Annotated in this window: 21 protein-coding genes; 2 read left to right on the top strand and 19 right to left on the bottom strand. The window is 68.8% G+C overall.

All coding sequences use genetic code 11. The features are described 5' to 3' along the window. Nucleotides 1–23: 23 nt before the first annotated feature. The 5 genes from fusA to ACIBVP_RS29020 all read right to left on the bottom strand — a co-directional run bounded on the left by fusA (nucleotide 24) and on the right by ACIBVP_RS29020 (nucleotide 5195). Nucleotides 24–2123, bottom strand: a complete 2100-nt coding sequence (gene fusA / locus ACIBVP_RS29040; RefSeq protein ID WP_396109522.1) for an elongation factor G — start codon at nucleotides 2121–2123, stop codon at nucleotides 24–26. A 63-nt stretch (nucleotides 2124–2186) separates the two neighbouring features. Then, entirely contained in the window at nucleotides 2187–2657 is a 471-nt protein-coding gene (rpsG, locus tag ACIBVP_RS29035) for a 30S ribosomal protein S7 (RefSeq protein WP_396109521.1), read from the bottom strand. Then, on the bottom strand, nucleotides 2657–3031 hold the full coding sequence (gene rpsL / locus ACIBVP_RS29030) for a 30S ribosomal protein S12 (protein WP_133906284.1): 375 nt from the start codon (nucleotides 3029–3031) through the stop codon (nucleotides 2657–2659). The genes rpsG and rpsL overlap by 1 nt, the downstream gene beginning before the upstream one ends. 401 nt (nucleotides 3032–3432) lie before the next feature. Beyond that, on the bottom strand, nucleotides 3433–4038 hold the full coding sequence (locus ACIBVP_RS29025; RefSeq protein WP_396109520.1) for a DNA-binding response regulator: 606 nt from the start codon (nucleotides 4036–4038) through the stop codon (nucleotides 3433–3435). Further along, a complete protein-coding gene (locus ACIBVP_RS29020) occupies nucleotides 4035–5195 on the bottom strand; it encodes a sensor histidine kinase (RefSeq protein ID WP_396109519.1) in 1161 nt (386 codons plus the stop codon). The genes ACIBVP_RS29025 and ACIBVP_RS29020 overlap by 4 nt, the downstream gene beginning before the upstream one ends. A 112-nt stretch (nucleotides 5196–5307) precedes the next feature. Here ACIBVP_RS29020 and ACIBVP_RS29015 point away from each other — a divergent pair, with 112 nt between their 5' ends. Both ACIBVP_RS29015 and ACIBVP_RS29010 read left to right on the top strand, forming a co-directional pair. Further along, nucleotides 5308–6192 (top strand): ABC transporter ATP-binding protein, encoded by an 885-nt coding sequence (locus ACIBVP_RS29015; protein ID WP_396109518.1) that lies wholly within the window; start codon nucleotides 5308–5310, stop codon nucleotides 6190–6192. Beyond that, on the top strand, nucleotides 6189–6914 hold the full coding sequence (locus ACIBVP_RS29010) for an ABC transporter permease (protein ID WP_396109517.1): 726 nt from the start codon (nucleotides 6189–6191) through the stop codon (nucleotides 6912–6914). Before ACIBVP_RS29015 ends, ACIBVP_RS29010 begins: the two co-directional genes overlap by 4 nt. On the opposite strand, the gene ACIBVP_RS29005 is transcribed toward ACIBVP_RS29010, so the two are convergent. The 14 genes from ACIBVP_RS29005 to ACIBVP_RS28940 all read right to left on the bottom strand — a co-directional run bounded on the left by ACIBVP_RS29005 (nucleotide 6911) and on the right by ACIBVP_RS28940 (nucleotide 26750). Beyond that, nucleotides 6911–7423, bottom strand: coding sequence for a DinB family protein (locus ACIBVP_RS29005; RefSeq protein ID WP_396109516.1), 513 nt, complete (start codon nucleotides 7421–7423; stop codon nucleotides 6911–6913). The two genes, ACIBVP_RS29010 and ACIBVP_RS29005, sit on opposite strands and share 4 nt — an antisense overlap. A gap of 69 nt (nucleotides 7424–7492) precedes the next feature. Continuing rightward, nucleotides 7493–8251, bottom strand: coding sequence for a D-Ala-D-Ala carboxypeptidase family metallohydrolase (locus ACIBVP_RS29000; protein WP_396109515.1), 759 nt, complete (start codon nucleotides 8249–8251; stop codon nucleotides 7493–7495). A 169-nt stretch (nucleotides 8252–8420) separates the two neighbouring features. Then, on the bottom strand, nucleotides 8421–9173 hold the full coding sequence (locus ACIBVP_RS28995; protein WP_396109514.1) for a D-Ala-D-Ala carboxypeptidase family metallohydrolase: 753 nt from the start codon (nucleotides 9171–9173) through the stop codon (nucleotides 8421–8423). A gap of 177 nt (nucleotides 9174–9350) precedes the next feature. Further along, a complete protein-coding gene (locus ACIBVP_RS28990; protein ID WP_396109513.1) occupies nucleotides 9351–13250 on the bottom strand; it encodes a DNA-directed RNA polymerase subunit beta' in 3900 nt (1299 codons plus the stop codon). Nucleotides 13251–13338: 88 nt separating this feature from the next. Further along, complete coding sequence (gene rpoB / locus ACIBVP_RS28985) at nucleotides 13339–16833, bottom strand: DNA-directed RNA polymerase subunit beta (protein ID WP_396109512.1); 3495 nt, start codon at nucleotides 16831–16833, stop codon at nucleotides 13339–13341. Between the two features lie 417 nt (nucleotides 16834–17250). Beyond that, nucleotides 17251–18309, bottom strand: coding sequence for a hypothetical protein (locus ACIBVP_RS28980; protein WP_396109511.1), 1059 nt, complete (start codon nucleotides 18307–18309; stop codon nucleotides 17251–17253). Between the two features lie 12 nt (nucleotides 18310–18321). Then, entirely contained in the window at nucleotides 18322–18918 is a 597-nt protein-coding gene (locus ACIBVP_RS28975) for a hypothetical protein (protein ID WP_396109510.1), read from the bottom strand. A gap of 17 nt (nucleotides 18919–18935) precedes the next feature. Next, complete coding sequence (locus tag ACIBVP_RS28970) at nucleotides 18936–20207, bottom strand: MCE family protein (protein WP_396109509.1); 1272 nt, start codon at nucleotides 20205–20207, stop codon at nucleotides 18936–18938. Then, nucleotides 20207–21367 carry an MCE family protein gene (locus ACIBVP_RS28965; RefSeq protein ID WP_396109508.1) on the bottom strand — a complete coding sequence of 387 codons (1161 nt, stop codon included), beginning with the start codon at nucleotides 21365–21367 and terminating at the stop codon, nucleotides 20207–20209. Before ACIBVP_RS28965 ends, ACIBVP_RS28970 begins: the two co-directional genes overlap by 1 nt. Then, complete coding sequence (locus ACIBVP_RS28960; protein WP_396109507.1) at nucleotides 21367–22539, bottom strand: MCE family protein; 1173 nt, start codon at nucleotides 22537–22539, stop codon at nucleotides 21367–21369. Before ACIBVP_RS28960 ends, ACIBVP_RS28965 begins: the two co-directional genes overlap by 1 nt. After that, nucleotides 22536–23528 (bottom strand): MCE family protein, encoded by a 993-nt coding sequence (locus ACIBVP_RS28955; protein WP_396109506.1) that lies wholly within the window; start codon nucleotides 23526–23528, stop codon nucleotides 22536–22538. Before ACIBVP_RS28955 ends, ACIBVP_RS28960 begins: the two co-directional genes overlap by 4 nt. Continuing rightward, nucleotides 23525–24571: an MCE family protein gene (locus ACIBVP_RS28950; RefSeq protein WP_396109505.1), complete on the bottom strand. Its 1047-nt coding sequence runs from the start codon at nucleotides 24569–24571 to the stop codon at nucleotides 23525–23527. Before ACIBVP_RS28950 ends, ACIBVP_RS28955 begins: the two co-directional genes overlap by 4 nt. Then, a complete protein-coding gene (locus tag ACIBVP_RS28945) occupies nucleotides 24568–25917 on the bottom strand; it encodes an MCE family protein (protein ID WP_396109504.1) in 1350 nt (449 codons plus the stop codon). Before ACIBVP_RS28945 ends, ACIBVP_RS28950 begins: the two co-directional genes overlap by 4 nt. Next, nucleotides 25914–26750: an MlaE family ABC transporter permease gene (locus ACIBVP_RS28940; protein ID WP_396109503.1), complete on the bottom strand. Its 837-nt coding sequence runs from the start codon at nucleotides 26748–26750 to the stop codon at nucleotides 25914–25916. The genes ACIBVP_RS28945 and ACIBVP_RS28940 overlap by 4 nt, the downstream gene beginning before the upstream one ends. Between the last annotated feature and the right edge of the window lies 1 nt (nucleotide 26751).

Here is a 26751-nt window from a genome sequence, read left to right as displayed (position 1 = left end):
CAGGCAGCCCGCACCGGATTCAGTTACTCGCCGGTTGCCTTGGCGATGATCTCCTTCGCGACGTTCGCGGGAACCTCGGCGTAGGAGTCGAACTGCATGGAGTAGTTCGCCCGGCCCTGGGTCTTCGACCGGAGGTCGCCGACGTAGCCGAACATCTCCGACAGCGGGACCAGCGCCTTGACGACGCGGGAACCCGCCCGCTCCTCCATGGCCTGGATCTGGCCACGGCGGGAGTTCAGGTCGCCGATGACGTCACCCATGTACGTCTCCGGCGTGGTGACCTCGACGGCCATCATCGGCTCGAGGAGAGTCGGGCTCGCCAGGCGAGCGGCCTCCTTGAGCGCCATCCGGCCGGCCACCTTGAACGCCATTTCCGAGGAGTCGACCTCGTGGTAGGCACCGTCCAGCAGCGTCACCTTGACGCCGACCAGCGGGTAGCCCGCCAGCACGCCGTCCTGCATGGCGTCCTGGGCACCGGCGTCGACCGACGGGATGTACTCCCTCGGCACGCGGCCACCGGTGACCTTGTTGTCGAACTCGTACAGCGCGCCGTCCGCGGTGGACATCGGCTCGATCTTGATGATGACCTTCGCGAACTGGCCCGACCCACCCGTCTGCTTCTTGTGGGTGTAGTCGTGCTTCTCGACGGTCTTGCGGATCGTCTCGCGGTAGGCCACCTGCGGCTTGCCGATGTTGGCCTCGACCTTGAACTCGCGGCGCATGCGGTCCACCAGGATGTCCAGGTGGAGCTCGCCCATGCCGGCGATGATCGTCTGACCCGTCTCCTCGTCCTGGTTGACCCGGAACGTCGGGTCCTCCTCGGCGAGCTTCTGGATCGCGGTCGAGAGCTTCTCCTGGTCGGCCTTCGTCTTGGGCTCGATGGCGACCTGGATGACCGGCTCCGGGAACGTCATCGACTCCAGGACGATGGGGTTCGCCGGGTCGCACAGGGTCTCACCGGTGGTGGTGTCCTTCAGACCGATCACCGCGTAGATGTGACCGGCGAGGGCCTCCGTGACCGGGTTCTCCTTGTTGGCGTGCATCTGGAAGATCTTCCCGATGCGCTCCTTGCGGTCCTTCACGGAGTTGATGACCTGCGCACCGCTCGACACCTTGCCGGAGTAGACCCGGATGTAGGTGAGCTTGCCGAAGAACGGGTGCACGGCGATCTTGAAGGCCAGCGCCGCGAACGGCTCGTCGGTGGTCGGCTTGCGGAAGGCCTGGGTCTCGCCGTCCTGCAGCGTGCCCTCGACCGGCGGGAGGTCCGTCGGCGCGGGCAGGTAGTCGATCACCGCGTCGAGCATGGGCTGGACGCCCTTGTTCTTGAACGCGGAGCCGCACAGCACCGGGTAGGCGGAGCCGGTGCGGACGATCTCGCGGATGCCGTGCTTGATCTCGTCGACGGTCAGTTCCTCGCCACCGAGGTACTTCTCCATCAGGTCGTCGTTGGTCTCGGCGACCGCCTCGATGAGCTGCTCGCGGTACTCGTTGGCCCGGTCGACGAGGTCGGCCGGGATCTCCTCGACCGTGTAGTCCTCGCCCTTCTTGACCTCACCACGCCACGTGAGCGCGCGCATGTTCACCAGGTCGACGACACCGGTGAACTCGCTCTCCGCGCCGATCGGCAGCTGAATGGGCAGGGGCTTCGCACCGAGCCGCTCGGAGATGGTGCCGATGGTGAAGTAGAAGTCCGCACCCAGCTTGTCCATCTTGTTGACGAAGCAGATACGCGGGACGTCGTACTTGGTGGCCTGCCGCCAGACCTGCTCGGACTGCGGCTCGACACCTTCCTTGCCGTCGAAGACCGCGACCGCGCCGTCGAGCACCCGCAGGTTGCGCTCCACCTCGACGGTGAAGTCGACGTGACCGGGGGTGTCGATCAGGTTGATCTGGTGGTCCTTCCAGAAGCAGGTCGTCGCGGCCGACGTGATCGTGATGCCGCGCTCCTGCTCCTGCTCCATCCAGTCCATCGTCGCGGCGCCGTCGTGCACCTCGCCGATCTTGTAGCTGATGCCTGTGTAGAACAGGATCCGCTCGGTCGTCGTGGTCTTGCCCGCGTCGATGTGGGCCATGATGCCGATGTTGCGCACCTTGGCCAAGTCGGTGAGCACGTCCTGTGCCACGGGTCTCTTCCCCTGTCCTCAATCAGCGTTGGTGCGGCCGTAACGGCTGTTGGCCGCGGGCCGTCACCAGCGGTAGTGGGCGAAGGCCTTGTTCGACTCCGCCATCTTGTGCGTGTCCTCGCGGCGCTTGACGCTCGCCCCGAGACCGTTGCTCGCGTCGAGCAGCTCGTTCATGAGCCGCTCCTGCATCGTCTTCTCCCGGCGGGCCCGCGAGAACGTGACCAGCCAGCGCAGCGCCAGCGTCGTGGAGCGACCCGGCTTGACCTCGATCGGCACCTGGTAGGTGGCGCCACCGACGCGGCGGCTCTTCACCTCGATGGTCGGCTTCACGTTGTCCAGCGCACGCTTGAGCGTGACCACCGGGTCGGTGCCGGTCTTCTCGCGGGCGCCCTCGAGGGCGTTGTAGACGATCTTCTCCGCGACCGAGCGCTTGCCGTCCCGCAGCACCTTGTTGATCAGCTGCGTGACCAGCGGGGAGCTGTAGACCGGGTCGGAGATCAGCGGTCGGCGCGGGGCCGGTCCCTTGCGAGGCATCAGGCCTTCTCCTTCTTCGCGCCGTAGCGGCTGCGAGCCTGCTTGCGGTTCTTCACGCCCTGGGTGTCCAGCGAGCCGCGAATGATCTTGTAGCGGACACCAGGCAGGTCCTTCACACGACCGCCACGCACGAGCACCATCGAGTGCTCCTGCAGGTTGTGTCCCTCACCCGGGATGTAGGCCGTGACCTCGATGCCACTGGTCAGCTTGACGCGCGCGACCTTGCGCAGCGCGGAGTTCGGCTTCTTCGGGGTGGTGGTGTACACGCGGGTGCACACGCCACGCCGCTGCGGGCTCCCCTTGAGGGCCGCAGTCTTCTGCTTGGCGACCTTGTCCTGGCGGCCCTTACGGACCAGCTGCTGGATCGTGGGCATGGACCGGCTTTCTCCTGGTGTACTGCTTCTTGCTGTGTGGTTGGTGCTCCCGCCGTATCACGAGGTCGGGCGTGTCGCCCGTCCCTCATAACGCCCGGGCAGGATCGAATCATCCTCACGAGGCTCGGAAGGAACTCCGCGGTTACTGCGAGGTGTCCGTTCACACGAACTCGCGCACAGGCACGCGGATCGACCCGACCTTGGTCGGGCGCGAGTACCAAAGATACCTGGCGGTTCTGAGAGGGTCAAAACCGGGGTCGGCCTATTGTCCAACGCCCGCCGAGCTGGGCTTTGTTCCCGGTGCGAGCCACCTGGGGTGGCGACCGGCGCGACGATCTTGTGCACGCCTGGACCGAGTGTATCCCCCCTGGTCGCGGCCCGCGCGCCGCAGGTGGGTGGGATCAGATCCAGCCCTGGTCCCGGGCGGTGCGGGCCGCCTCGGTGCGGCTGCGGGCCGACAGCTTGGCCATGGCCGACGAGATGTAGTTGCGGACCGTGCCCGCCGACAGGTGCAGTTCGCGGGCGATGTCGGCGGCCGTGGTGGTGTCGTCAACCAGGCGCAGCACAGCCAGCTCGCGTTCGGTGAGCGGCGACCCGGACTCCGCGAGTGCCTCGGCGGCGAAGTCCGGGTCCACGTACCGCAGGCCGGCGTGCACCCTGCGGATCACGTCCGCGAGCAGCGACGCGGGGGCGGTCTTCGCGAGGAAGCCCTTCGCACCCAGCGACAACGCCCGCCGCAGCACACCCGGCCGGGCATGCCTGGTGACCATCACGCAGCGTGCCGGGGAGCCCTCCGACGCGAGGCGCTCCAGCACCGCGAGGCCGTCCAGCACCGGCATCTCCACGTCGAGCACGACCACGTCCGGGCGGTGTTCGGCGATGGCGCGGAGGGCCTCGGCGCCGTCCGCCACGTCCTCGGCCACCGCCATGTCCGGTTCCAGGCCGAGCAGGGCGGCCACGGCCTGCCTGGTCAGCCGTTCGTCGTCGGCCAGTACCAGGGTGATCACAGCACCGCCTCCACCGTGAACGTGCCGGGGCGTTCCCCCGGGCCTGCGCGGAACGTCCCGCCCGCCTCGGTCACCCGGCGCGACAGCCCGGCCAGGCCGGTGCCCGTGCCTGTGCCTGTGCCGCTGTCGTTGTCGTTGCCGGGGGCTTCTGGCGCGGCGCCGTCGTTCACCACCGTCAGCGCGGACGGGCGCACGGTGATCCAGCAGTGGCGGGTGTCCGCGTGCCGCAGCAGGTTCGTCACCGCCTCGCGCAGGACCCGGCCGAGCAGCTCGCTGTGCGGGCCCCCGGCGTCCGCACCGTCCACGGCGCACTCGATGCCCGCCGACGCGAGCAGGGTGCGCGCACCGGACAGCTCCGTCGCCAGGCTGGTGTGGCGCTGCCCGCGGGCCAGTTCGCGGACGTCGCGCAGCGCGGCCCTGGCCAGCCGCTGCACCTCGGCCATCTCGGCGTGCGCGCGTGCCGCGTCGACCTCGCCGAGGCGGGTCGCGAGCTCCGCCTTCAGCGACACCACCTCCAGCGCGTGGCCGAGGATGTCGTGCAGGTCCTCGGCGAAGCGCAACCGTTCGCGGGTCGCGCCCAGCTCGGCGGCGTCGCGGCGGGCCTGGTCCAGCTCGATCGCGATGCGCCACTGCCGCAGCGCGACCAGCTCCCCGAACGGCAGCGTGGCCAGCACGAACATGGCGACGGCCGCCGCGGGAAGCGGGTTCCGGCCGCTCAACGGTGGCACGAACGTGATCAGTAGCGCGACGAGCGCCCCGGCACCCACCGCGAGCCACGTGGTGAGCCGCCACCCGACCGACGGCGAACGGCCGAACTGCAGCTCGGCGACCGGAGCGGCGGGCAGGAAGATCCACATCACGTTGCCGGGATCACCGTAGGTGTAGGCGTAGCAGAACAGCACGGCCGACAGCGCGAGCGTCACCGCCGACGGCCGCCACGGCGGCACCGTGGCCGGTGACTCCACGGCCCTGACGACCCGGCGCCAGTGCACGGGCACGAGCACGGCGGTGCCGGCCACCAGGGGCGCTAGCCGCGTCCAGTGCGGCTCGTTGCCCATGGACACCAGCAGCGGCGCCAGCCCGATGATCGGCACCGTCGCGAGCAGCGTCAGCCGGGTGTAGCGGTGCAGCGACGTGAGCGCATCCCGTTCGGGCACGGGCCGAACGGTAGCCGAATGACATCTGTCATACCGCGCACAGACGGCTGTCACGCGACCCCGTGCGTGCGCGCACTACCTCGGACCTCCCCGGTTCGGCACCGTTCTCACCATGCGAGCGATAGAGGTGAACGGCCTGCGCCACGCCTACGGGGACGTGGTGGCGGTCGACGGGATCGACTTCCACGTCGCCGAGGGCGAGGTGTTCGCGCTGCTCGGCACGAACGGCGCGGGGAAGACGACGACACTGGAGATCATCGAGGGCTTCCTGCGGCCGGGTGCGGGAGCGGTGCGGGTGCTGGGGCACGACCCGTACACGGAACGGAACGCGATCGCCCCGTCGATCGGGGTGCTGCCGCAGGAGTCCGGCCTGATCGACGAACTGACGGTGGCGGAGACGGTGTCGCTGTGGCAGCGGCTGTCGAGCCGGACCGACTCCCCCGCCGGGCTGGTGGACCGGCTGGCACTCGCGCACCGCGTGGACGTGCCCGTGGACCGGCTGTCGGGCGGCGAGCGACGCCGGCTCGACGTGGCACTCGCGGTGTGGGGCGGGCCGCGGCTGCTGGTGCTCGACGAACCGACCACCGGCCTGGATCCCGAGTCCCGCCAACGGGTCTGGGCGCTGGTGGAGGACCTCGCCGCCACCGGCACGACCGTGTTGCTGACGACGCACTACCTCGAGGAGGCGGAGGCGCTCGCCGACCGCGTCGCGATCATGCATGCCGGGCGGATCCGGGTCGACGGAACGATGTCGGAGGTGCTCGCGTCGCAGCCCGCGCGGATCACGGCCACGCTGCCCTCGGCCGTTCCGCGGCTGCCCGCGTTCTCCGGCACGGCCGCCGTCGCCGACGGCGAGCTGACCGTGGAAACCGAGACCCTGCAACAGGATCTGCTCGCGCTGCTGCTGTGGGCGGACCGGAACGCGGTGCGGCTCGACGATCTCCACGCGACACAGGCGTCGCTGCAGGAGGTCTTCCTGGCACTGGAGGCGTCGTGATCACACTGTCCATTGTGGAACTCCGGTTGCTGTTGCGACGGCGCGTCACGGCGTTCTCGGTCGTGGTCGTCCCCGTCGGGCTGGCGGCGCTCACGCTGTTCGGGCAGAAGCCCGACGACCCGGCGCTGTGGGGCAGGCTGCTGTCCACGAACTTCCTGCTGCTGACGATGCTGTCCGCGTACCTGGTGAGCCTCACGGTCTTCACCGCGCGGCGGCAGTCGCGGGTGCTGAAACGGCTGCGCACCTCCGAGCTGTCCGACTCGGCGATCCTCGGCGGGGTACTGGCGCCGGTGTTCGTGGTCGGGCTCGCGCAAACGGCCGCCTACCTGGTGTTCTGCGTGGCCACCGGGGCGCCGCCGCCGCAGGACCCGGTCGCGGTCGTCGCCGGTGTGGTGCTCGGGGTGGCGGTCGCGACCGCCACCGGGGTCGCGACCGCCTGTCTCACGAGGACGGTGGAGGCGACCCAGCTGACCGGGACCCCGGTGCTGCTGGCGGCGGTGGGTGGCATGTTCATGACGGCGTCCACCGAACCGGCGCTCGTCACGATCGGGCTGGTCATGCCGATCGCCGGGCCAGGTGACCTGGTGGCGCGGGGCTGGGGCGGCGGGGTGACCGAGGCGGCGCTGCCCGCGGTACCCCTGGGGCTGGCGGCGACGGTGCTGTGGTTCGCGGTGTCGGGGGTGGTGTTCCACCGCGCGTTCCGCTGGGAGCCGCGCGCCTAACGCCGCACGTCGTGCAGGTGGTGGACCGGGTCGTGGATGAAGTAGCGGGCGAAGGTGTCCACGGTGAAGTGGGCGCCGTCGCTGCGGGTCCCGGTGCGCTGCCACTGGTCGCCGCTGACCTCGGCGAAACGGTCGGCGAGGTGGTTGGCGGCCGCGACGAGCTCCACCGCGACGGTCGCCGGGTCCTGCTCGCCGTAGCGGTCCTCGACGGCGGTCGCGTCCTGGTCCCAGTTCGGGTAGGCGGGGCCGTCCTGGGTGAGCATCAGGTGGAGGCGTTCGGTGTAGACACGGCACGTGTCGCGCACGTGTGCCGCGTACTCGAGCGGCGACCACGTGTCCGGGTTCGGCCGGGTGCGCACGTCGTCGCGAACGAGAACGGCCCGCCATGCCGCGGCGTTGTCGCGCAGCATGGCGGGCACGTCGTCGTGGTGCAACGTTCTGGTGTCGAGCCCGCATTCGGGGCACGGACGCGTCAGGACCCAGGTCCAGTCCTTTGTGTCAGGTTCCATGGCGTCAGCATCGACGAGGCCACGGGCCCGGCACCAGCGACGTTTCCTTCACGGTTCGTTAAGCGGCACTCAGCAGTTCGGCGCGCTCCAGAAGCGACTGGACTTGTTGCCGACGTGCACGTGGTCGTTGTGGCCGGGGTAGCCCGGGCCGAGAATCTCCTCGAACCCGGCGTACCTGCCGGCACCCCACATCTGGCACTGGCTCGGCGAACTGCTCAGACCGAGGTCGGCGGCCTGGCCGTACATGTGGAGGCTGCTCGACGAGCCGCCGACCGCGCTGTTGCAGGAGATGCTGCGGAAGCCGGAGGTGATCACCATCGGCCGGTCGCCCAGCTTGTGCCGCACGGCCTCGAGCTGCCACATGATCCGCCGGATGTTTTCCTTGGCCGTGGCCGCACTGACCTTGCCACCGTTGAAGTTGTTGGCGCCACAGTTGTCGTCGAACTCGGAGTAGGCGAAGTGGATCGGCGTGCAGTCGGAGTCCTGCAGCGCGTAGATCTTGTTGAACGTCTGCGAACCGGCGATGCCGTCCGCGGTCAGGCCGTAGCCGGCCTGGAACCGCTTGACCGCGGCGGCTGTGGCCGGGCCGTACTGGCCGTCGAGCGCGAGGTTCTCGCCGTACGAGACCCAGCCCGCGACGCGGATCTGGAGCTGGGTGACGTCGCTGCCGCTCGCCCCCTGGGACAGGGTGCGGTTCCAGGTGTAGCAGGTGTCGGCGGCGTGGATGTCCTCCGCGGTGACCGGTTCGGGGTCGGCCGAGGCGGCTGTTGTCGCGCCGGCCATCGCCAGGACGAACGCCGCGAGTGTGAGCAGAATCCTTCGCATCATGAGAGGAGCACCTTTCGAGGCAGGGGTAAAAGGTGACCTTCGGAGAGTGTCTGAGGATCATGGTTAGGTCAATGAATCACGACAGGAATTCATACTTCGGTCGGAACCAACCGACCGACCGGCCTAACGACCGGACTCTCGACGGGGTATCGCCCGGTACCCGAGCCCGTCAGATGCCGCAGCTGGGCGCCGACCAGAACTGCCCGGAGCGCGCGGCGACGTGGACGTGGTCGTCGTGGCCCTGGTAGCCGGGGCCGAGGATCTCCGCGAAGCCGTGGTCGCGGGCCTGCCGCGCCAGCGCGCAGAAGCCCTGCGCACCCGCGCCCAGGTCGACCGCGTCGCCGTACAGGTGCCGGCTCGCCGGGGCGCCGCCGACCGCGTTGTTGCACGCGACGCTGCGGAACCCGCCGTTCACGACGATCGGGCGGTCGCCCATCGCGTGGCGCATGGCCTGCAGCTTCCACATGGACACCAGCGCGTTGGCCCGTGCCTGGTCCGGTGAGACGTTCCCGCCGGACCAGTCGCCGTTGCAGCGGTTGAGCTCCGCCCACGTGAAGTTGACCGGGGTGCAGTCGTCGTCCTGCAGTTCGTAGAGCTTGCCGAACGTGGCCGGGCCCGCGACACCGTCGGCGGCGAGACCGTACGCCTGCTGGAACCGGGTCACCGCGGCCTTCGTGGCCGGGCCGAACGCCCCGTCCAGTGCCAGCACGCCGCCGTAGCCGGGATAGCCCGCCACGCGGATCTGCAGCTGGCGCACGTCCTCGCCGGACGTGCCCTCGGACAACGTCCGGTTCCACGTGTGACAACCGTCGGCGGCCTCGACGCCGGCCGGGGTCACCGGACCCGGATCGGCGGACGCGGGGACCACGAACACGACCAGTGCGGCAGCCAGTCCGGTGAGAACGGCCAGGAAGCTCTTCATGCGCCGAAGATCACGCCGTGGCGACGGCACTGTCAACGCGGGGACGGACAAATGCCCTGTTCGCCGACCAAGTCCCGCCAGGTGTCCCACGACGATCGGCGGGGCGCCGCACAACGGGAACGCACAGACGGGAACGGGCCCCGGGAAAGCTCCCGGGGCCCGTTGTCCACAACCTGGCTAGCGGTAGTCGCGACCGAAGTCGTAGTCGTCGAGCGGAACCGCGGCACCGGTGCCCGTACCGAACACGTCCGGGGTGTAGTAGCCGTCGTCGTAGCTCGGGATCGCGTACGCGGCGACCCGGGCCTCCTCGGTCGGCTGCACCTGGATGTTGCGGTACTTGTTGATGCCCGTACCGGCCGGGATCAACTTACCGATGATCACGTTCTCCTTCAGGCCCACCAGCTTGTCCGACCGGCCGTTGATCGCGGCGTCGGTCAGGACACGCGTGGTCTCCTGGAAGGAGGCCGCCGACAGCCACGAGTCCGTGGCCAGCGACGCCTTGGTGATACCCATCAGCACCGGGCGACCCGACGCGGGCTCGCCGCCGGAGGCGACGACGCGGCGGTTCTCCGACTCGAACTCGGCACGCTCCACGAGCGCACCCGGCAGGAACTCCGCGGCGCCCGAGTCGAGGATCGTGACCCGGCGCAGCATCTGCCGGACGATGACCTCGATGTGCTTGTCGTGGATGGACACACCCTGGGCCCGGTACACCTTCTGGACCTCGTCCACCAGGTGCAGCTGGGCCTCGCGCGGACCCATGACGCGCAGGACCTCGTGCGGGTCCGGCGTGCCCTCGAGCAGCTGCTGGCCGACCTTGACGTGGTCGCCGTCCGCCAGCGGGCCGTCCGGGGTGACCGCGAGGCGCTGACGCTTCGACAGCTTGTCGAAGATGATCTCCTCGCTGCCGTCGTCCGGGATCAGCGTGATCTTCCAGTAGCGGTCGCCGTCCTCGATGCGGACCCGGCCGTCGACCTCGGCGATCGGCGCCTTGCCCTTCGGGGTGCGGGCCTCGAACAGCTCCTGGACACGCGGCAGACCGGTCGTGATGTCCTCACCGGCCACACCACCCTGGTGGAACGTACGCATCGTGAGCTGGGTACCCGGCTCACCGATGGACTGCGCCGCCACGATGCCGACCGCCTCGCCGACGTCCACCAGCTGGCCGGTCGCCATGGACCGCCCGTAGCAGGTGGCGCACACGCCGACCGCCGACTCACAGGTGAGCACCGACCGCACCTTGGCCTCGGTGACCCCGGAGCTGACCAGCTTCTCGATCGCCGGGTCGCCGAGGTCGTCGCCGCGGTTGAGCAGCACGTTGCCGTCGGCGTCGGTGATCTCCGTGGACAGCGTCCGCGCGTAGACCGAGGTCTCCACGTGCTGGTCGCGGATGATCCGGCCGTCCGTGCCCTTCTCGCCGACCTTCATGAAGATGCCGCGCGTGGTGCCGCAGTCGACCTCGCGGACGATGACGTCCTGCGACACGTCCACCAGACGACGGGTCAGGTAACCCGAGTCGGCGGTACGCAGCGCGGTGTCCGCGAGACCCTTGCGGGCGCCGTGCGTCGCGATGAAGTACTCCAGAACCGACAGGCCCTCACGGAAGTTGGACTTGATCGGTCGCGGGATGAACTCACCACGCGGGTTGGTCACGAGGCCGTTCATGCCGGACAGCTGGCGGATCTGGGTCATGTTGCCCGCCGCGCCCGACTTCACGATCGTGGGGATCGGGTTGGTGTCGGGGTAGTTGTCCTCCATGGCCTTCGCGACGTCCTCCGTCGCGTTGCTCCACACCTTGACCAGCTCGTTGTTCCGCTCGGAGGCGGAGAGCTGACCACGCTGGTAGCGCTTCTCGACCGCGTCGGCCTTCTTCTCGTACTCGTCGAGGATCTCCTGCTTGCGCGGAGGCACGACGACGTCCGAGATCGCGATGGTCACACCGGACCGGGTGGCCCAGTGGAAGCCCGCGTCCTTCAGCTTGTCCAGCGTGCGGGCCACGGTGACCATCGGGTACCGCTCGGCGAGGTCGTTCACGATCGCGGCCTGCCGCTTCTTCGGCATCGGCTCGTTCATGAACGGGTAGTCGTCGGGCAGCAGGTCGTTGAACAGCACGCGGCCCAGGGTGGTCTCGGCCAGCCACGGCTGACCGGGCTCCCAGCCCTCCGGCTTGTCGGCCGGGTTCGGGGTGCGGTCGCTGATGCGGATCTTGATCAGCGCCTGCAGGTCGATCGCGCCGCGGTCGAAGGCCATGATGGCCTCGGCCGGCGACGAGAACGCCAGGCCGGCGCCGACCCCGTCCTCCTTCAGGCGGGTCAGGTGGAACAGACCCGTCACCATGTCCAGACGCGGCATGGCCAGCGGACGACCCGACGCGGGCGACAGGATGTTGTTCGAGGACAGCATCAGGATGCGGGCCTCGGCCTGCGCCTCCGCGGACAGCGGGAGGTGCACGGCCATCTGGTCACCGTCGAAGTCCGCGTTGAACGCCTCGCAGACCAGCGGGTGCAGCTGGATGGCCTTGCCTTCCACCAGCTGCGGCTCGAAGGCCTGGATGCCGAGGCGGTGCAGCGTCGGTGCGCGGTTCAGCATCACCGGGTGCTCGGTGATGACCTCTTCCAGCACGTCCCACACCGCGGGCCGCGCGCGCTCCACCATCCGCTTGGCGGACTTGATGTTCTGCGCGTGGTTGAGGTCGACCAGCCGCTTCATCACGAACGGCTTGAACAGCTCCAGCGCCATCGCCTTCGGCAGACCGCACTGGTGCAGCTTGAGCTGCGGGCCGACCACGATGACCGAACGGCCGGAGTAGTCGACGCGCTTGCCGAGCAGGTTCTGACGGAACCGGCCCTGCTTGCCCTTCAGCAGGTCGGACAGCGACTTCAGCGGGCGGTTACCGGGACCGGTGACCGGGCGGCCGCGGCGGCCGTTGTCGAACAGCGCGTCGACGGCCTCCTGCAGCATCCGCTTCTCGTTGTTGACGATGATCTCGGGCGCGCCGAGGTCGATCAGTCGCTTCAACCGGTTGTTGCGGTTGATGACGCGGCGGTACAGGTCGTTCAGGTCCGAGGTGGCGAACCGGCCACCGTCGAGCTGGACCATCGGCCTCAGGTCCGGCGGGATCACCGGGATGCAGTCGAGGACCATGCCCATCGGCGAGTTGGTCGTGGCGGAGAACGCCGCGACGACCTTCAGCCGCTTCAGCGCGCGGAGCTTCTTCTGCCCCTTGCCGTTGCGGATGGTGTCGCGCAGGTTCTCGGCCTCCGCCTCCACGTCGAAGTCCGCGGCCAGCTTCTGGATGGCCTCGGCGCCCATGGAGCCGGTGAAGTAGTCGCCGTAGCGGTCGACCAGCTCGCGGTACAGGAGCTCGTCGGCGATGAGCTGCTTGGGCTCGAGCTTGGTGAAGGTGCTCCAGATCTCCTCGAGCCGGTCCAGCTCGCGCTGGGCCCGGTCGCGGAGCTGGCGCATCTCGCGCTCGCCGCCCTCCTTTACCTTGCGGCGCACGTCGGACTTGGCGCCCTCCTCCTCGAGGGCTGCCAGGTCGGCCTCGAGCTTCTGCGCCCGCGCCTCGATGTCGGAGTCGCGCCGGTTCTCGACCTGCTTGCGCTCGACGTTCATCTCGCTCTCGAGCGTCGCCAGGTCGTTGTGCCGCAGCTCGGTGTTCACCGTGGTGATCACGTAGGCCGCGAAGTAGATGATCTTCTCGAGGTCCTTCGGCGCCAGGTCGAGCAGGTAGCCGAGGCGGGAAGGCACGCCCTTGAAGTACCAGATGTGCGTGACGGGAGCGGCCAGCTCGATGTGGCCCATGCGCTCACGGCGCACCTTGGCGCGGGTGACCTCGACACCACAGCGCTCACAGATGATGCCCTTGAAGCGCACGCGCTTGTACTTGCCGCAGTAGCACTCCCAGTCCCGGGTGGGGCCGAAGATCTTCTCGCAGAAGAGCCCGTCCTTCTCCGGCTTCAGGGTTCGGTAGTTGATGGTCTCCGGCTTCTTGACCTCGCCGTAGGACCACTGGCGGATGTCGTCCGCGGTCGCCAGGCCGATGCGGAGCTCATCGAAGAAGTTGACGTCCAGCACGTCGGGTCTTCCCCTTTTGTTGGTTACAGCCTTGAAGTACTTGGGGATCGGGGGGCGGGCGCGATCGCTCGCGCCCGCCGCTACCCGGTCAGTTCACGACGTCGTCAACAGACGGCGACTCATTGCGGGACAGGTTGATGCCCAGGTTGGCGGCCGCACGCTCGAGGTCCTCGTCGTCCCCGTCGCGCATCTCGATCGCGGCGCCGTCGGAGGACAGCACCTCGACGTTGAGGCAGAGCGACTGGAGCTCCTTGAGGAGCACCTTGAACGACTCCGGGATGCCCGGCTCCGGGATGTTCTCGCCCTTGACGATCGCCTCGTAGACCTTGACGCGGCCGAGCACGTCGTCGGACTTGATCGTCAACAGCTCCTGGAGCGTGTACGCCGCGCCGTAGGCCTGCATGGCCCAGCACTCCATCTCACCGAAGCGCTGGCCACCGAACTGCGCCTTACCACCCAGCGGCTGCTGCGTGATCATCGAGTACGGGCCGGTCGAACGGGCGTGGATCTTGTCGTCCACCAGGTGGTGCAGCTTCAGGATGTACATGTAGCCGACCGCCACCGGGAAGGGGAACGGCTCGCCGGAACGCCCGTCCAGGAGCGTCGCCTTGCCGTCCTGGCCGACCATCCGCTCGCCGTCCCGGTTGGGGAGCGTCGAGCCGAGCAGCCCGGTGATCTCCTCCTCCTTGGCACCGTCGAACACCGGCGTGGCGGTGTTGGTGCCAGGAGCGACCTCGTACAGGCCCTCGGGCAGGTTCTTCGCCCAGTCCGGGGAGCCCTCGACCTTCCAGCCCTGGGAGGCGAGCCACCCGAGGTGGAGTTCGAGCACCTGGCCGATGTTCATACGGCGCGGCACACCGTGCGTGTTCAGCACGACGTCGACCGGGGTGCCGTCCGGCAGGAACGGCATGTCCTCGACCGGGAGCACCTTGCCGATGACGCCCTTGTTGCCGTGGCGGCCCGCGAGCTTGTCACCGTCCTGGATCTTGCGCTTCTGGGCCACGTACACCCGGACCAGCTCGTTGACGCCCGGGGGCAGCTCGTCCTCGTCCTCGCGGGAGAACACCCGGATGCCGATGACCTTGCCGGTCTCGCCGTGCGGCACCTTCAGCGAGGTGTCGCGCACCTCGCGCGCCTTCTCGCCGAAGATCGCGCGGAGCAGGCGCTCCTCGGGCGTCAGCTCGGTCTCGCCCTTCGGGGTGACCTTGCCGACCAGGATGTCGCCGTCGCCGACCTCGGCACCGATGCGGATGATGCCGCGCTCGTCGAGGTCCGCGAGGACCTCCTCGGAGACGTTCGGGATGTCCCGGGTGATCTCCTCGGCACCGAGCTTGGTGTCGCGGGCGTCGATCTCGTGCTCCTCGATGTGGATCGAGGTGAGCACGTCGTCCTGGATGAGCCGCTGCGAGATGACGATGGCGTCCTCGTAGTTGTGGCCCTCCCACGGCATGATCGCCACGAGCAGGTTCTTGCCGAGCGCCATCTCACCGTTCTCGGTGCACGGCCCGTCGGCGACGACCTGGCCGGCCACGACCCGGTCGCCCTCGGACACGATCGGCCGCTGGTTCACGCAGGTGCCCTGGTTGGACCGGCGGAACTTGTGCAGCTGGTAGGTGCGGCGGGTGCCGTCGTCGGCCATGACCGTGATGAAGTCGGCCGACAGCTCCTCGACCACGCCGTCCTTCTCGGCGACGATGACGTCACCGGCGTCGACGGCTGCCTTCAGCTCGGTGCCGGTGCCCACCAGCGGCGAGCTGCTGCGCAGCAGCGGCACGGCCTGGCGCTGCATGTTCGCGCCCATCAGGGCGCGGTTCGCGGCGTCGTGCTCGAGGAACGGGATCATCGCGGTCGCGACGGAGACCATCTGACGCGGCGACACGTCCATGTAGTCCACGTCGAACGGCTCGATCAGCTCGACCTCGCCGCCCTTCTTGCGGACCAGGACGCGGTCCTCGGCGAAGTGGTTCTGGTCGTCGAGCGGCGCGTTCGCCTGGGCGATGACGTGCCGGTCCTCCTCGTCCGCGGTCAGGTAGTCGATCTGGTCGGTGACCTGACCCTCGACGACCTTGCGGTACGGCGTCTCGATGAAGCCGAACGGGTTGACCCGCGCGTAGGAGGACAGCGAGCCGATCAGGCCGATGTTCGGGCCTTCCGGCGTCTCGATCGGGCACATGCGGCCGTAGTGGCTGTGGTGGACGTCCCGGACCTCCATGCCGGCACGCTCACGCGACAGACCACCCGGGCCCAGCGCCGAGAGGCGGCGCTTGTGGGTCAGGCCCGCGACCGGGTTGGTCTGGTCCATGAACTGCGACAGCTGCGAGGTGCCGAAGAACTCCTTGATCGCCGCCACGACGGGCCGGATGTTGATCAGGGTCTGCGGCGTGATCGCCTCGACGTCCTGCGTGGTCATGCGCTCGCGGACGACACGCTCCATGCGGGAGAGGCCGACCCGGATCTGGTTCTGGATCAGCTCGCCGACGGTGCGCAGGCGGCGGTTGCCGAAGTGGTCGATGTCGTCGACCTCGACCGGCACGTCCTCGCCGTTGGCGCCCTGCATGGTGGTCTCACCGGCGTGCAGGCGGACGAGGTACTCGATCGTGGTGACGATGTCGTCCTCGGTCAGCACACCCGCGTCGGTCGGCAGGGCGAGGCCCAGCTTCTTGTTGACCTTGTAGCGGCCCACCTTGGCCAGGTCGTACCGCTTGTCCTTGAAGAACAGGTTCTCCAGCAGCGTCTGCGCGGACTCCTTGGTCGGGGGCTCACCCGGGCGCAGCTTGCGGTAGATGTCGAGCAGCGCCTCGTCGGTGCCCGCCGTGTGGTCCTTCTCGAGCGTCGCGAGCAGGGTCTCCGAGAAGGAGAAGCGCTCGCGGATCTGCTCGGTGGTCCAGCCCAGCGCCTTCAGCAGCACGGTGACCGGCTGGCGGCGCTTGCGGTCGATGCGGACACCCACCGTGTCGCGCTTGTCGACGTCGAACTCGAGCCACGCGCCGCGGCTCGGGATCACCTTCGCGACGTAGACGTCCTTGTCGGTCGTCTTGTCGACGGACGTGTCGAAGTACACGCCGGGCGAACGCACCAGCTGCGACACCACGACGCGCTCGGTGCCGTTGATGATGAACGTGCCCTTGTCCGTCATGACCGGGAAGTCACCCATGAACACGGTCTGGCTCTTGATCTCGCCGGTGCCGTGGTTGGTGAACTCGGCCGTCACGAAGAGCGGGGCCGCGTAGGTCATGTCCTTGTCCTTGCACTCCTCGGTCGAGGCCTTGACCTCGTCGAAGCGCGGGTCGGAGAAGGACAGGGACATGGAGCCGGAGAAGTCCTCGATCGGGGAGATCTCGTTGAGAACCTCTTCGAGACCACCGACGGGGTTCTCGTCACCGGCGTCGACGCGGCGCTGGAACCACGCCTCGTCACCGGTGAACCACTGGAACGATTGGATCTGCAGGTCGAGCAGGTTCGGCGTGCCCAGCGGCTCGCGGATCTTCGCGAACGAGACCCTCAGCGGCGCCCCTGGGATGCCAGAGTTCGACATGGTGGAGTTGGTCGCAGCAGTGGCTTGGGTCGCGCGGGAGACTGCCAAGATGCGTCCTTCCAGGACTGATGTGCGGTTGAGCAGCCTCGTTAGCAACTGTAACGAGCCTGATCAGGGGTGCGGTCGTGCCCACCAGTCTAGGGCATGCGAAAGTGGGCAGCGCAAAGGGGCAGTCTAGCCAAAGACTCGGCGACTGTCTACACCCGCGCTCAACCAACCTCCCGCTGAAGGCGTGCTTGGGGAATAGCGTGACCCCGAGGTGGCCCTGAGTCAAGATGCCGCGCCATGTTCGCGTGCCTTGTTCAGGTGTGATGTCAGCGCCGCTCCAGTGGCGGATCAGCAGGTAGACGCAGGTTGACCGGGGTCGGACCGGGCGGTGACGGGTCCGGATGGGTGATCTTCGGACCGGGCACGGGCGAGCAATCTGCAAGTGTGCGCAAGCTCACGTTGCCCGCGCGGGAGACCTCAGCACTTGGGTGCGGGCTTGCCGTTGAACAACGGCTGGCCGAACATGTCGAACTCGGTGATCTTCCAGTGGTCGCCGTGCTTGGCGGCCTGCACCGCGAACTGGCCGCCGACCGCGACGGTCTTGTTCACGTCGACCCGGGTGGACAGCTGGTCGATGTAGACCAGGGCCTCCGCACGGTCGCCGTCGATGCGGACCAGCGCCAGCTCGCGGACCGTGGTGTCGAGGACGATCTTCTGCTTCGGCGCGTACTCCTTGACCTGGCCGAACAGCAGGTCGTACTCGCACAGGGCCTTGCCGACCAGGTTCTCCTTGACGGCCTTCTCGGTCGACGCGAGGTCGGCGTAGTTGTAGCTGAACGTCCGTTTGATGGCGTTCGTCAGCTGGCCCTTCACCTGGCTCGTCGCGGCCGGGTCGGTGAGCGCGGTGTTCTTGTCGCCGCTGGTCAGGTCCTGTGCCTCGCCGCGGAAGAAGAACGCCAGAGCGCCGAGGACGACCGCGACCACGGCCACCACGATCGCTGCCGAGATCTGCCGCTGGCCCTTCGACTTGGCCGGCTGGTCGTCGAGGCGGACGTGCCGCGGCCTGCGCGCGGCGTCCGCGCCGGTCTCGGCGACGGCCAGGTCGTCCGGGCGCGCCCTGCCGGTCGAGCGGCGCTTGCCTGCCGGGCGGCTGCCCGCCGACGCGGGGCGGGTCTTGCTCGCGGGCTCGTCCTCCGCCGTCTCCTCGTCGGGCTCGCCGTCTGCCTCGTCCGCCTCGTCGTCCTCGGTGACCGGCGGCGGCTCGGCAGCCGCGGCGCGGAGGTCGGCGAGGTCGTCCTCGTCGACCTCGTCCTCGGCAGGCGGGCGCGTCGGGGACTTGCCCAGCACGCCGTCCAGCACACCGGAGAGGCGCTCGGTCTCCTGCTCGGTCTGCTCGGTGGTCTCGGGCTCTTCCGTCGTCTGCTCGGCGAGGTGCTCCGGCTGGTCGGAACGGTTGCGCAGCCCGGCGACCCTCGGGCGGCGCACGGGTGGCGTCTGGCCCGCGCTCGGGTTCGGGCGGCGGCGGTGCGGTGGCACGTCGTTCTCCTCTTACTGACCCGGCTGCAGGTACGGGACCTGACCGATCTCGTACAGCTTCCAGCCGTCCTCGGTGCGCTGGAGCTTCGCCGCGAGGCGCATGTACTTGTCCTTGGGCTCCTCGCCCTTGACCGTGACCTTCACCCGCAACGCCACCAGGATCGAAGCCTGACCAGCGCGGTCGTCCAGTTCGGACACCGCGGACGACAGAGGCGTCGCCTCGGTCACCGACTCCGCGGCCACGATGGCGTCGCGGCTGGACTTCTTGCCCTTGACCACCTCGTCGTGCAGCGCGCCGGTGGTGGCCGCCTCCCAGTCCGCGAGGCCCTCGTCGACCTTGCGGTAGTCGAGGGTGTTCATGGTGACCACCGCCGCGACGCCGACCCGGTTCACCTCGTCGCGGACCTGCGAGTACGCGAGCGAGTCGTCGTTCGCCGCGTTGAACCAGGCCACGCCGAACCAGCCCGCGACCGCCGCGGCGGCCACGACCAGCGCCACGGCCGCCGTCAGCAGAACCTGCGGGAGCCTGCTCTCGCGCTCGGCCCGCTCGTCCGCGTCGGTCTCGGCCACTGGCGGGTCCTCCACCTCGGTCTTCACCGATGTCTTCACTACCACTCCAGACATCCCTAGCTCGGCAAGCCCAGCAGCGCGGCAAGCCCCGGCTGGCCGCCCCCGGCGAGGCCGACGGTGCCCGGCAGGCCGTCCAGCGGGCTCACGGGCCGCTGCTGCGTCCCACCGCCACCGCTGCCCGGCCGTACCACCGGCTGGTCCTGTGCGACGGGCTTACCACCGTAGGGGGCGTTGGCGGAACCACGCACGTTGACGGGGCTGCCCGGCGGCTCCGCGCAGTAGGTCCCGGCCGGCACCGGCGGTGACGGGGTGATCTCGTTGCCGTTGCGCCGCTGGGTCTTCTCGTAACCCTGCGTGCACGGCGGCGGGTTGAACAGGTTGAGCACGAGCCCGAGGTGTGCCTGACCGGGGTCGTCGGCGAGCAGGCCCTGCCCCGCCGCGCTCATCACCGGGTACGCGACCAGCAGGTACTCGAGGCCGTCCTTGCGGGCCCGCAGGATGTCCGACGTGGTGAGCAGGTTCGCGATCGTCACGCCGAGCCCGGGACCGGACTCGGCGAGCAGGTCGGTCACCTGCGAGGCCACCCTCGGGCCCTCCGCGATCAGCCTGCGCAGGTCCGGGTCGGACGTCTTCAGCTGCTCGGCCAGCAGGTTCAGGTCGTTGGCGAAGGACTTGATGTTGCCCGCCTGCGCGTTCTGCGTGTCGAGGACCGTGCCGCCGTCCTGGATCAGCGCGATGGTCTGCGGCAGGTGCTGGCGGGCCATCTCGGTGAAGTCCCGCGTCGAGTCGAGCAGGACCTGCAGGTCGTCGCCGGTGCCGGCGAACGCGCGGTCCAGCTCGTCGACGACCGTGCGCAGCGAGTCCGTCGGCACCGAGCTCGCGAGGCTGTCGAGGTCGCGGATGACCGTGTCGGTCGAGACCGGGGTGACGGTCCGGTCCGCGGCGATCACCGAGGCACCCGACAGGAACGGCTCCTTGTCGTCGCGGGGCCGCAGGTCGACGTACTGCTCACCGACCGCGGACCGGTTCGCGACGACCGCGTCGAGGTTCGCCGGGATCGGCGGCGCGTCCGGGTCGATGTCCAGGTCGACCTGGATGCCTTCCTCCGTCAGGTGGATCTCCCCCACCCGGCCCACGTTGTAGCCGCGGTAGGTGACCTCGGCGTTGGTGAAGATGCCGCCCGACTCGGACAGGTTCATCTTCACCGTGTAGCCGTCGGCGCCGAAGACCCGCCCCAGGTCGGTGAACCGGAAGGCCGCGTACACGACCGCGACGACCGCGATCACGAAGAACGCGATCAGCTGGAGCCGTACCCGTTTCGTGAGCACTACCGGCCACCTCCCCCGAGCAGCGGGCCGAGCAGGCCACCGAGACCGTCGCCGCCCGCGGGTTGTTCGGTGCCCGGGATCGGCAGCAGCGGGCTGTCGCCCGCGCCTTCCTGGCCACCGGTCAGACCGCCGACGATCGGGATGTCCTGCAACGGGTTCCGCCTGCTGCGGGACAGGTTGTCGAGAATCGTCTGCAGGTTCAGGTCGATCTTGGCGTACAGGTTGAAGTAGTCGCCCTTCACACCGTTCACGGCCTCGTCGGTGAACGGGATGGTGAACAGGATCTCGAGCGACTTCGGCAGGTCGGAGCCGGCCTCCCCGAGCTTCTTCAGCACCGGGGTGAGCGCCTTGAGGTCGGCGACGATGTCCTCCTGGCTCGCGTTGACGGTCTCCACGGCCACGTCCGAGAGCGACTGGAGGCTCTGCAGCATCGTCACCAGCTGGCTGCGCTGCTGGTTCAGCACCTCGAGACCGGGACCGAGCGAGTCGATGGCGCTCGCCAGCCGGTCCTTCTCGGCCGACAGCGTCGCGGAGAGCTTGTTGACGCCGTCGATGGCCTTGGTGATGTCGTCCTTGCTCTCGTCGAGCGTGGTGACCAGAGTGTCCATGTTGGACAGCGTGGCGCGCAGGTCGGGCTCACGGCCCTCCAGCGCGTTGTTCAGCTCCTGCGCGATGTTCTGCAGCTGCTCGACACCACCACCGTTGAGCAGCATGGACAGCGCGCCGAGCACCTCTTCGATGTCGGTGTTGCGGTTGGTCCGCTCCAGGGGGATCAGCGCGCCGTCGGCGAGTGTCCCCTGCACCTGGTCGGCGGGCGGCGGCGACAGCTCGACGTACTTCTCGCCGAGGAGGCTGGACTGGCGCAGCATGGCGAGCGCGTTGGCGGGCAGCTCCACGTCACCGTTGACACGCATGGTGACCTCGGCGGTCCACCCGTCCGGCGCGAGCCGGATGTCCTCGACCCGGCCGACCGGCACCTCGTTGACCTTCACGCCGGACTGCGGCACGAGGTCGAGCACGTCCCGGAAGTGCGCCTTCACCGTGTACGGGCGGTCGCCGAGGTCGGCGCCACCCGGCATCGGGATGTCGTAGATGCCGGTGAACTCGCTGCAGCCGGACAGCATCAGCACGGAGGCGGCGATGGCCACGAGCTTCTTCATCAGTTGCCCCCCGCGATGTTGCCGGGGACCGGCAGCGGCGGCGCCGTGCCGTCCTGCAGTGCGGTCAGGATGTCGGCCGGTGTCGGCAGCACACCCTCGAGCAGCGGTTTCAGCTGGTCACAGGTGTCGGCCAGGTACTGCGGCAGCTCGTTCGGCGTGCCCTGGCGGATCATGTTGCACACGGTCACGATCGGCGGCTGCGCCAGCTCGTTGAGGTCGGCACGGGCGTCGAGCGTGCCGGAGCTGCCGTTGTAGGAGTTGATGATGTTGGACAGCGCGAGCGGCGCGATGTCCGCGACCTCCGACAGCGCGGCCCGCTGGTCGACCAGCACCTGGGTGATCGAGGCCAGCTTGTCCACGTTGGACTTGAGGTGCGCGCGGTTGTCGTTGATGAACTTCTGCACCGCGCCCAGCGCGATGCCCAGCTGGCGCACGGCCTCGCCGAGGTCCTGGCGTTCGTCGGCGAGGAACGAGGTCACGTCGGCGGCCTGCTCGTTGAACGCGTTGACGGCCGCGTCGCTCTCGGCGAGCGCGGAGGTGAACTTCTGCAGGTTGTCGACGGTCGCGAACAGGTCCTCGTCGCTGCCGGACAGCGTGCGCGCCATCTGCGACAGCTGGGTGATCGTCTGGTTGAGCGCGGCGCCGTTGCCGTCGGCGTTCGCCGCGAGCGTGTCGAGCAGGTCGGCGAGGGCGCCGTCCTTGTTCACCCCGTTGGGGCCGAGCGTGACGCTGACCCGGTTGAGACTCGCGTACAGGTCGTCCACCTCGAGCGGGGTCGCGGTGCGGTCCTTGCCGAGGACCGTGCCCTCGACCATGGCGTCGCCACCCGTGTACGCCGGTGTGAACTGCACGTACCGGTCGCTGACCAGCGACGGCGCCACGATCACGGCCTTGGCGGTCGCGGGGATCTGCACCGTGCGGTCGACCAGCATGTCGACGCGGACGGTGTCGCCGTTCGGGGTCACCTTGTCGACGTGGCCGACCTTCACCCCGAGCACCCGCACGTCGTTGTCCTCGTAGAGGCCGATGACGCCGGTGAACACGGCCGAGTAGCGGCGCTGGTTGCCCTCCACCAGCAGCCACCACAGGAACATGGCGACCACCAGCGCGAGCACGATCGCGATGGAGACCCCGCGGGCGAGGTCCCGGCTGAACCGGGAAGCGAAGCTCACGACGTCCTCCCGAGACAGCCCTCTTGGTTGACCGGACCCAGTTGCGGTGGCAGGAATCCGCAGAGGTAGTTGTCGAACCAGCGCCCGTTGCCGACCGCGTTGTTGAACAGCCGCACGAACGGGGCCATGTTCTTGATGCCCTCGCCGAGCGCGTCCTGGTTGCGGGCCAGCATGCCGGTCAGCTGGTCGAGGCTCTCCAGCACCGGACCGAGCTGCTTGCTGTTGTCGTCGACGAGCCCCTTCAGCTCCTTCGACAACGCCTGGGTGCCCTCCAGCAGCGTGGTGATCGCGTCGCGGCGGCGGCCGATCTCGGCCAGCAGCAGGTTGCCGTCCTGCAGGAGCTTCACGACCTCGGCGTCCCGCTCGGCGAGCGTGTCGCTGATCTCACGGGTGTTGGACAGCAGCGCGGCGAGCTGCTTGTCGCGGCTGGAGATCGTGGTCGACAGCTGCTGCAGACCGGTCAGCGCGCCCTTCACGTCGTCCGGGGTGTCGCTGAACGTCTCGGCGATCACCTCGAAGCTCTCGGCGAGCTGGACCGTGTCGATCGCGTTCGTGGTGTCGGCGAGGCCGCGGAACGCTTCGAGCACGTCGTAGGGCGCCATCGTCCGGTCCCTCGGGATCGGCGTGCCGGGGTCGAGCACGTCCCGGCCGTCCGGTTCGAGCGCGAGGTACTTCTGGCCCAGCACGTTCTTGATCTTGATGGCGGCCAGCGACTCGTCACCGACCCAGGCGTCCTTGACCTTGAACGTGACCACGACGACCGCGCCGGACAGCTCGACGTCGGAGACCTTGCCGACCTTGACGCCCGCGATGCGGACCTCGTCGTCCGGCTGCAGGCCCGCGGCCTCGCTGAACTCGGCCGAGTAGCTGGTGCCGCCGCCGATGATCGGCAGGTCGTCGGAGAACATCGCGACCGTGAAACCCAGCGCGATCACGATGATCCCGGCGATGCCGATCGGGATCGGGTTGCGGGAGCGGAAGGACCTCATCGCACGCACCTCTCCGGGGGCGCTCCGGACAGCGGCACATCGACCGGTGTGGTGATGATCCCCGGGATGCTGATCGAGCCGGACATGGAGCAGACGTAGAAGTTGAACCACGACCCGTAGCTCACGGTCCTGGTCAGCTTCGCCGTCTTCTCCGGCAGGAACTGGATGAAGTGCTCGACGACCGCCTCGCTGTCGTTGAGGTTGTTCACCAGCCCGCCCAGGGCCGCGATGTCCTGCTTGAGCGGCTCACGGGCCTGGTCGAGCAGCCCGGCGGTGGTCTCGGTGAGCCCGCCGAGCGCGTCGATCGCGTCACCGATCGGTTCCCGGTCGGCCGCGAGGCCCGACACCAGCTGCTGCACCTGAACGACCAGTGTGGACAGCTTCTCGCCGCGCTGGTTGATCGTGGTCAGCGCGTTGTTGAGGTTCGTGATGACCTGGCCGATCACCTGGTCCTTGCCCGCGATGGTCGACGTGAGGGTCGCGGTGTGCGCGAGCAGCGACTCGACCGTGCCGCCCTCGCCCTGCAGGACCTGGATGATCTCGTAGGACAGCTTGTTCACGTCGTCCGGCGACAGCGCGCGGAACAACGGCTTGAACCCGTTGAACAGCTCGGTCAGGTCCAGCGCGGGCCTGGTGCGTTCCAGCGGGATCGTCTCGCCGGGCCCGAGCACGGCGTTGGGGTTGCCGCCGCTGCCCTGCGACAGCGACACGTACCGCTGCCCGACCAGGTTGCGGAACTTGATCTGCGCGGTGACGTTCTTCGGCAGCTTGCGGCCCGCGTCGACGGAGAAGGTGACCTCCGCCTGCTTGCGGTCGACGATGCCGACCTCCTCGACCTGGCCGACCCGCACCCCGGCGATGCGCACGTCGTCACCGGGCAGCAGCAACGTCGCGTCGGAGAACCTGGCCCTGTAGTCCGTGGTCTCGGACAGGTTCACGTTGGCGATGCTGATCGCGAGCAGCGCGGTGGCCATCACGGTGACCACCGTGAAGATCACCAGCTTGGTCAGCGGCCCTGCGATGCCCAGAGCACTCCCTTTCACTTCACCGTCACCTCCGCCCCGCGGAACATCGGGCCGAGCAACAACGTGGACCAGCCAGGCACCTGCGACGGCTCGACACCCATGCCGGGCGCGATGAGCTGCGCGAGGAACTCCTGCTCGGCCGGGGTGTTGGCGATCGAGTCGGCCGTGGTCAGCGAGTTCGGGTCGGTGATGAACTCCTCACCGTTCGCGGGCGGCAGCACACCGTCCTGCTGCGTGCGGTTCTGCGGGCCGTGCGACGTGCCGTCCTGCAGCGGGCCGTCCGGCGGCTGGTCCGGGAAGGGGTTGCCCATCTGCTTCGGGTCGTAGCAGCGCGGGCCGCGGTGCTCGTTGAACTCCGGGGTGTCCTTGCCGGGCTCGTACTTGCCCTTGTTCACGACGACCTCGATCGTCGCGTGCAGACCGGGTGCGTTGGTGCCCGCCCCGAACACCGGCTTGGCCGCGTCGACCAGGGACGCCATCTGCTTCAGGAAGCACGGGTAGGTGGGTGAGTACCTCGCCAGCAGCTCGAGCGTGTCACGGGAGCTGTCGGCCAGGCCGATCATGTTGTCGGAGTTGGCGCGCAGGAAGGACTCCAGGTCGCGGCTGGAGTTCGTCAGGTCGTTGAACAGCGTGCTCAGGTTGGCGCGCTGCTCGTAGATGGTCCGCGAGGTGACGGTCATGTCGTCGAGCGCGGCGACGAAGTCCGGGATGGCCTCGGTGTAGGTGTCGCTGACCTCGACGAGCGCCCGCAGGTCGTGCGTCAGCTGCGGCACGTGCGGGTTGATCTCCTCGACGAGCTTCCCCAGCTCCACCAGCGTCCTGCCCATCTGCTCGCCGCGGCCGTCGAGCGCGGTGGAGATCGCGGTCAGCGTGGTCGACAGCTTCTGCGGCTGCACCGCCTGCAGTACCGGCAGGAGGTGGTCGAGCGCCTGCGACAGCTCGACGGCGGGCGCCGAGCGGTCCTGCTCGATCCGGTCGCCGTCGGACAGCGTCGCGGTGTCCGCGTCCTTCGGGATCTGCAGCGCCACGTACCGGTCGCCGAACAGCGTCTTCGGGATGAAGCGCGCGGAGACGTTGCGCGGGATCAGGTCCGCCTTCTCCGGGTCCAGTGCCAGTTCGAGCACCGCGCCGTCACGGGTCGGCGTGATCTCGCGGATCTCGCCGACGATCAGCCCGCGGACCTTCACGTCACCGAGGACCTGCAGCTGGTTGCCGACCTTGTCCGTCGACAGCGAGACCTTCACGACCGGCGTGAACGCCTTGTTGTACATCGCGATCGACAGGCTCACCAGCGCCGCCACCACCACGATGAACGCGACGCCGAGCAGCCGGCGCCGGACCGTCGCCCACGCTCCCCGGCTCATCCCGCGATCCTCACCGTCGTGGTCGTGCCCCAGATGGCGAAGCCGATGAAGAAGTTCAGCAGCGCCGCCGTCACGATCGTCGTCCGCACGGAGCGGCCAACCGCGATGCCGACCCCCGCCGGGCCGCCGGAGGCGCGGTAGCCGTAGTAGCAGTGCGTCAGGATGATCACCACACTGAAGATCAGCACCTTGCCGAAGGACCAGAACACGTCCTCCGGCGGCAGGAACAGGTTGAAGTAGTGGTCGTAGGTGCCCGCCGACTGCCCGTAGAAGTAGACGACGATCGTGCGGGACGCGAGGTAGCTCGACAGCAACCCGATGATGTACAGCGGGATCACTGCGATGAAGCCCGCGATGATCCGCGTCGTCACCAGGAACGGCAGCGACGGCACCCCCATGACCTCCAGCGCGTCGATCTCCTCGGAGATCCGCATCGCGCCGAGCTGCGCGGTGAAGCCCGCGCCGACCGTCGCCGACAACGCGAGCCCCGCCACGAGCGGCGCGACCTCACGCGTGTTGATGTAGGCCGACGCGAAGCCCGACAGCGCGGAGGTGCCGAGCTGGTCCAGCGCCGCGTAGCCCTGCAGGCCGACGACCGTGCCGGTGAAGACGGTCATGCCGACCATCACGCCGATCGTGCCGCCGATGACCGCGAGCGCGCCGGAGCCGAAGCTGACCTCGGCGAGGATGCGCATGGTCTCCCGCATGTACCGCCGCAGCGTGCGCGGGATCCACGCGAGCGCGCGCAGGTAGAACGACAGCTGGTCGCCCAGTGTGTCCAGCCAGGTCAGCGGGGCGTTCGCCATCCGCCGCGCGGTGTCCGAGATGGCCATG

The organism is Actinophytocola sp. NPDC049390, assembly GCF_044466355.1.
Classification (GTDB): Bacteria; Actinomycetota; Actinomycetes; order Mycobacteriales; family Pseudonocardiaceae; genus Actinophytocola.
Note: the sequence above shows the minus strand (reverse complement) of the source record. Positions and strands in the feature narration are given on the sequence as shown.

What these genes read in the sequence shown, in the direction of transcription:
- rpsG (WP_396109521.1), bottom strand. Translation starts at nt 2,657, where the DNA reads ATGCCTCGCAAGGGACCGGCCCCGCGCCGACCGCTGATCTCCGACCCG.
- rpsL (WP_133906284.1), bottom strand. Translation starts at nt 3,031, where the DNA reads ATGCCCACGATCCAGCAGCTGGTCCGTAAGGGCCGCCAGGACAAGGTC.
- ACIBVP_RS29015 (WP_396109518.1), top strand. Translation starts at nt 5,308, where the DNA reads ATGCGAGCGATAGAGGTGAACGGCCTGCGCCACGCCTACGGGGACGTG.
- ACIBVP_RS29005 (WP_396109516.1), bottom strand. Translation starts at nt 7,423, where the DNA reads ATGGAACCTGACACAAAGGACTGGACCTGGGTCCTGACGCGTCCGTGC.
- ACIBVP_RS29000 (WP_396109515.1), bottom strand. Translation starts at nt 8,251, where the DNA reads ATGATGCGAAGGATTCTGCTCACACTCGCGGCGTTCGTCCTGGCGATG.
- ACIBVP_RS28995 (WP_396109514.1), bottom strand. Translation starts at nt 9,173, where the DNA reads ATGAAGAGCTTCCTGGCCGTTCTCACCGGACTGGCTGCCGCACTGGTC.
- ACIBVP_RS28965 (WP_396109508.1), bottom strand. Translation starts at nt 21,367, where the DNA reads ATGAAGAAGCTCGTGGCCATCGCCGCCTCCGTGCTGATGCTGTCCGGC.
- ACIBVP_RS28955 (WP_396109506.1), bottom strand. Translation starts at nt 23,528, where the DNA reads ATGAGGTCCTTCCGCTCCCGCAACCCGATCCCGATCGGCATCGCCGGG.
- ACIBVP_RS28945 (WP_396109504.1), bottom strand. Translation starts at nt 25,917, where the DNA reads ATGAGCCGGGGAGCGTGGGCGACGGTCCGGCGCCGGCTGCTCGGCGTC.
- ACIBVP_RS28940 (WP_396109503.1), bottom strand. Translation starts at nt 26,750, where the DNA reads ATGGCCATCTCGGACACCGCGCGGCGGATGGCGAACGCCCCGCTGACC.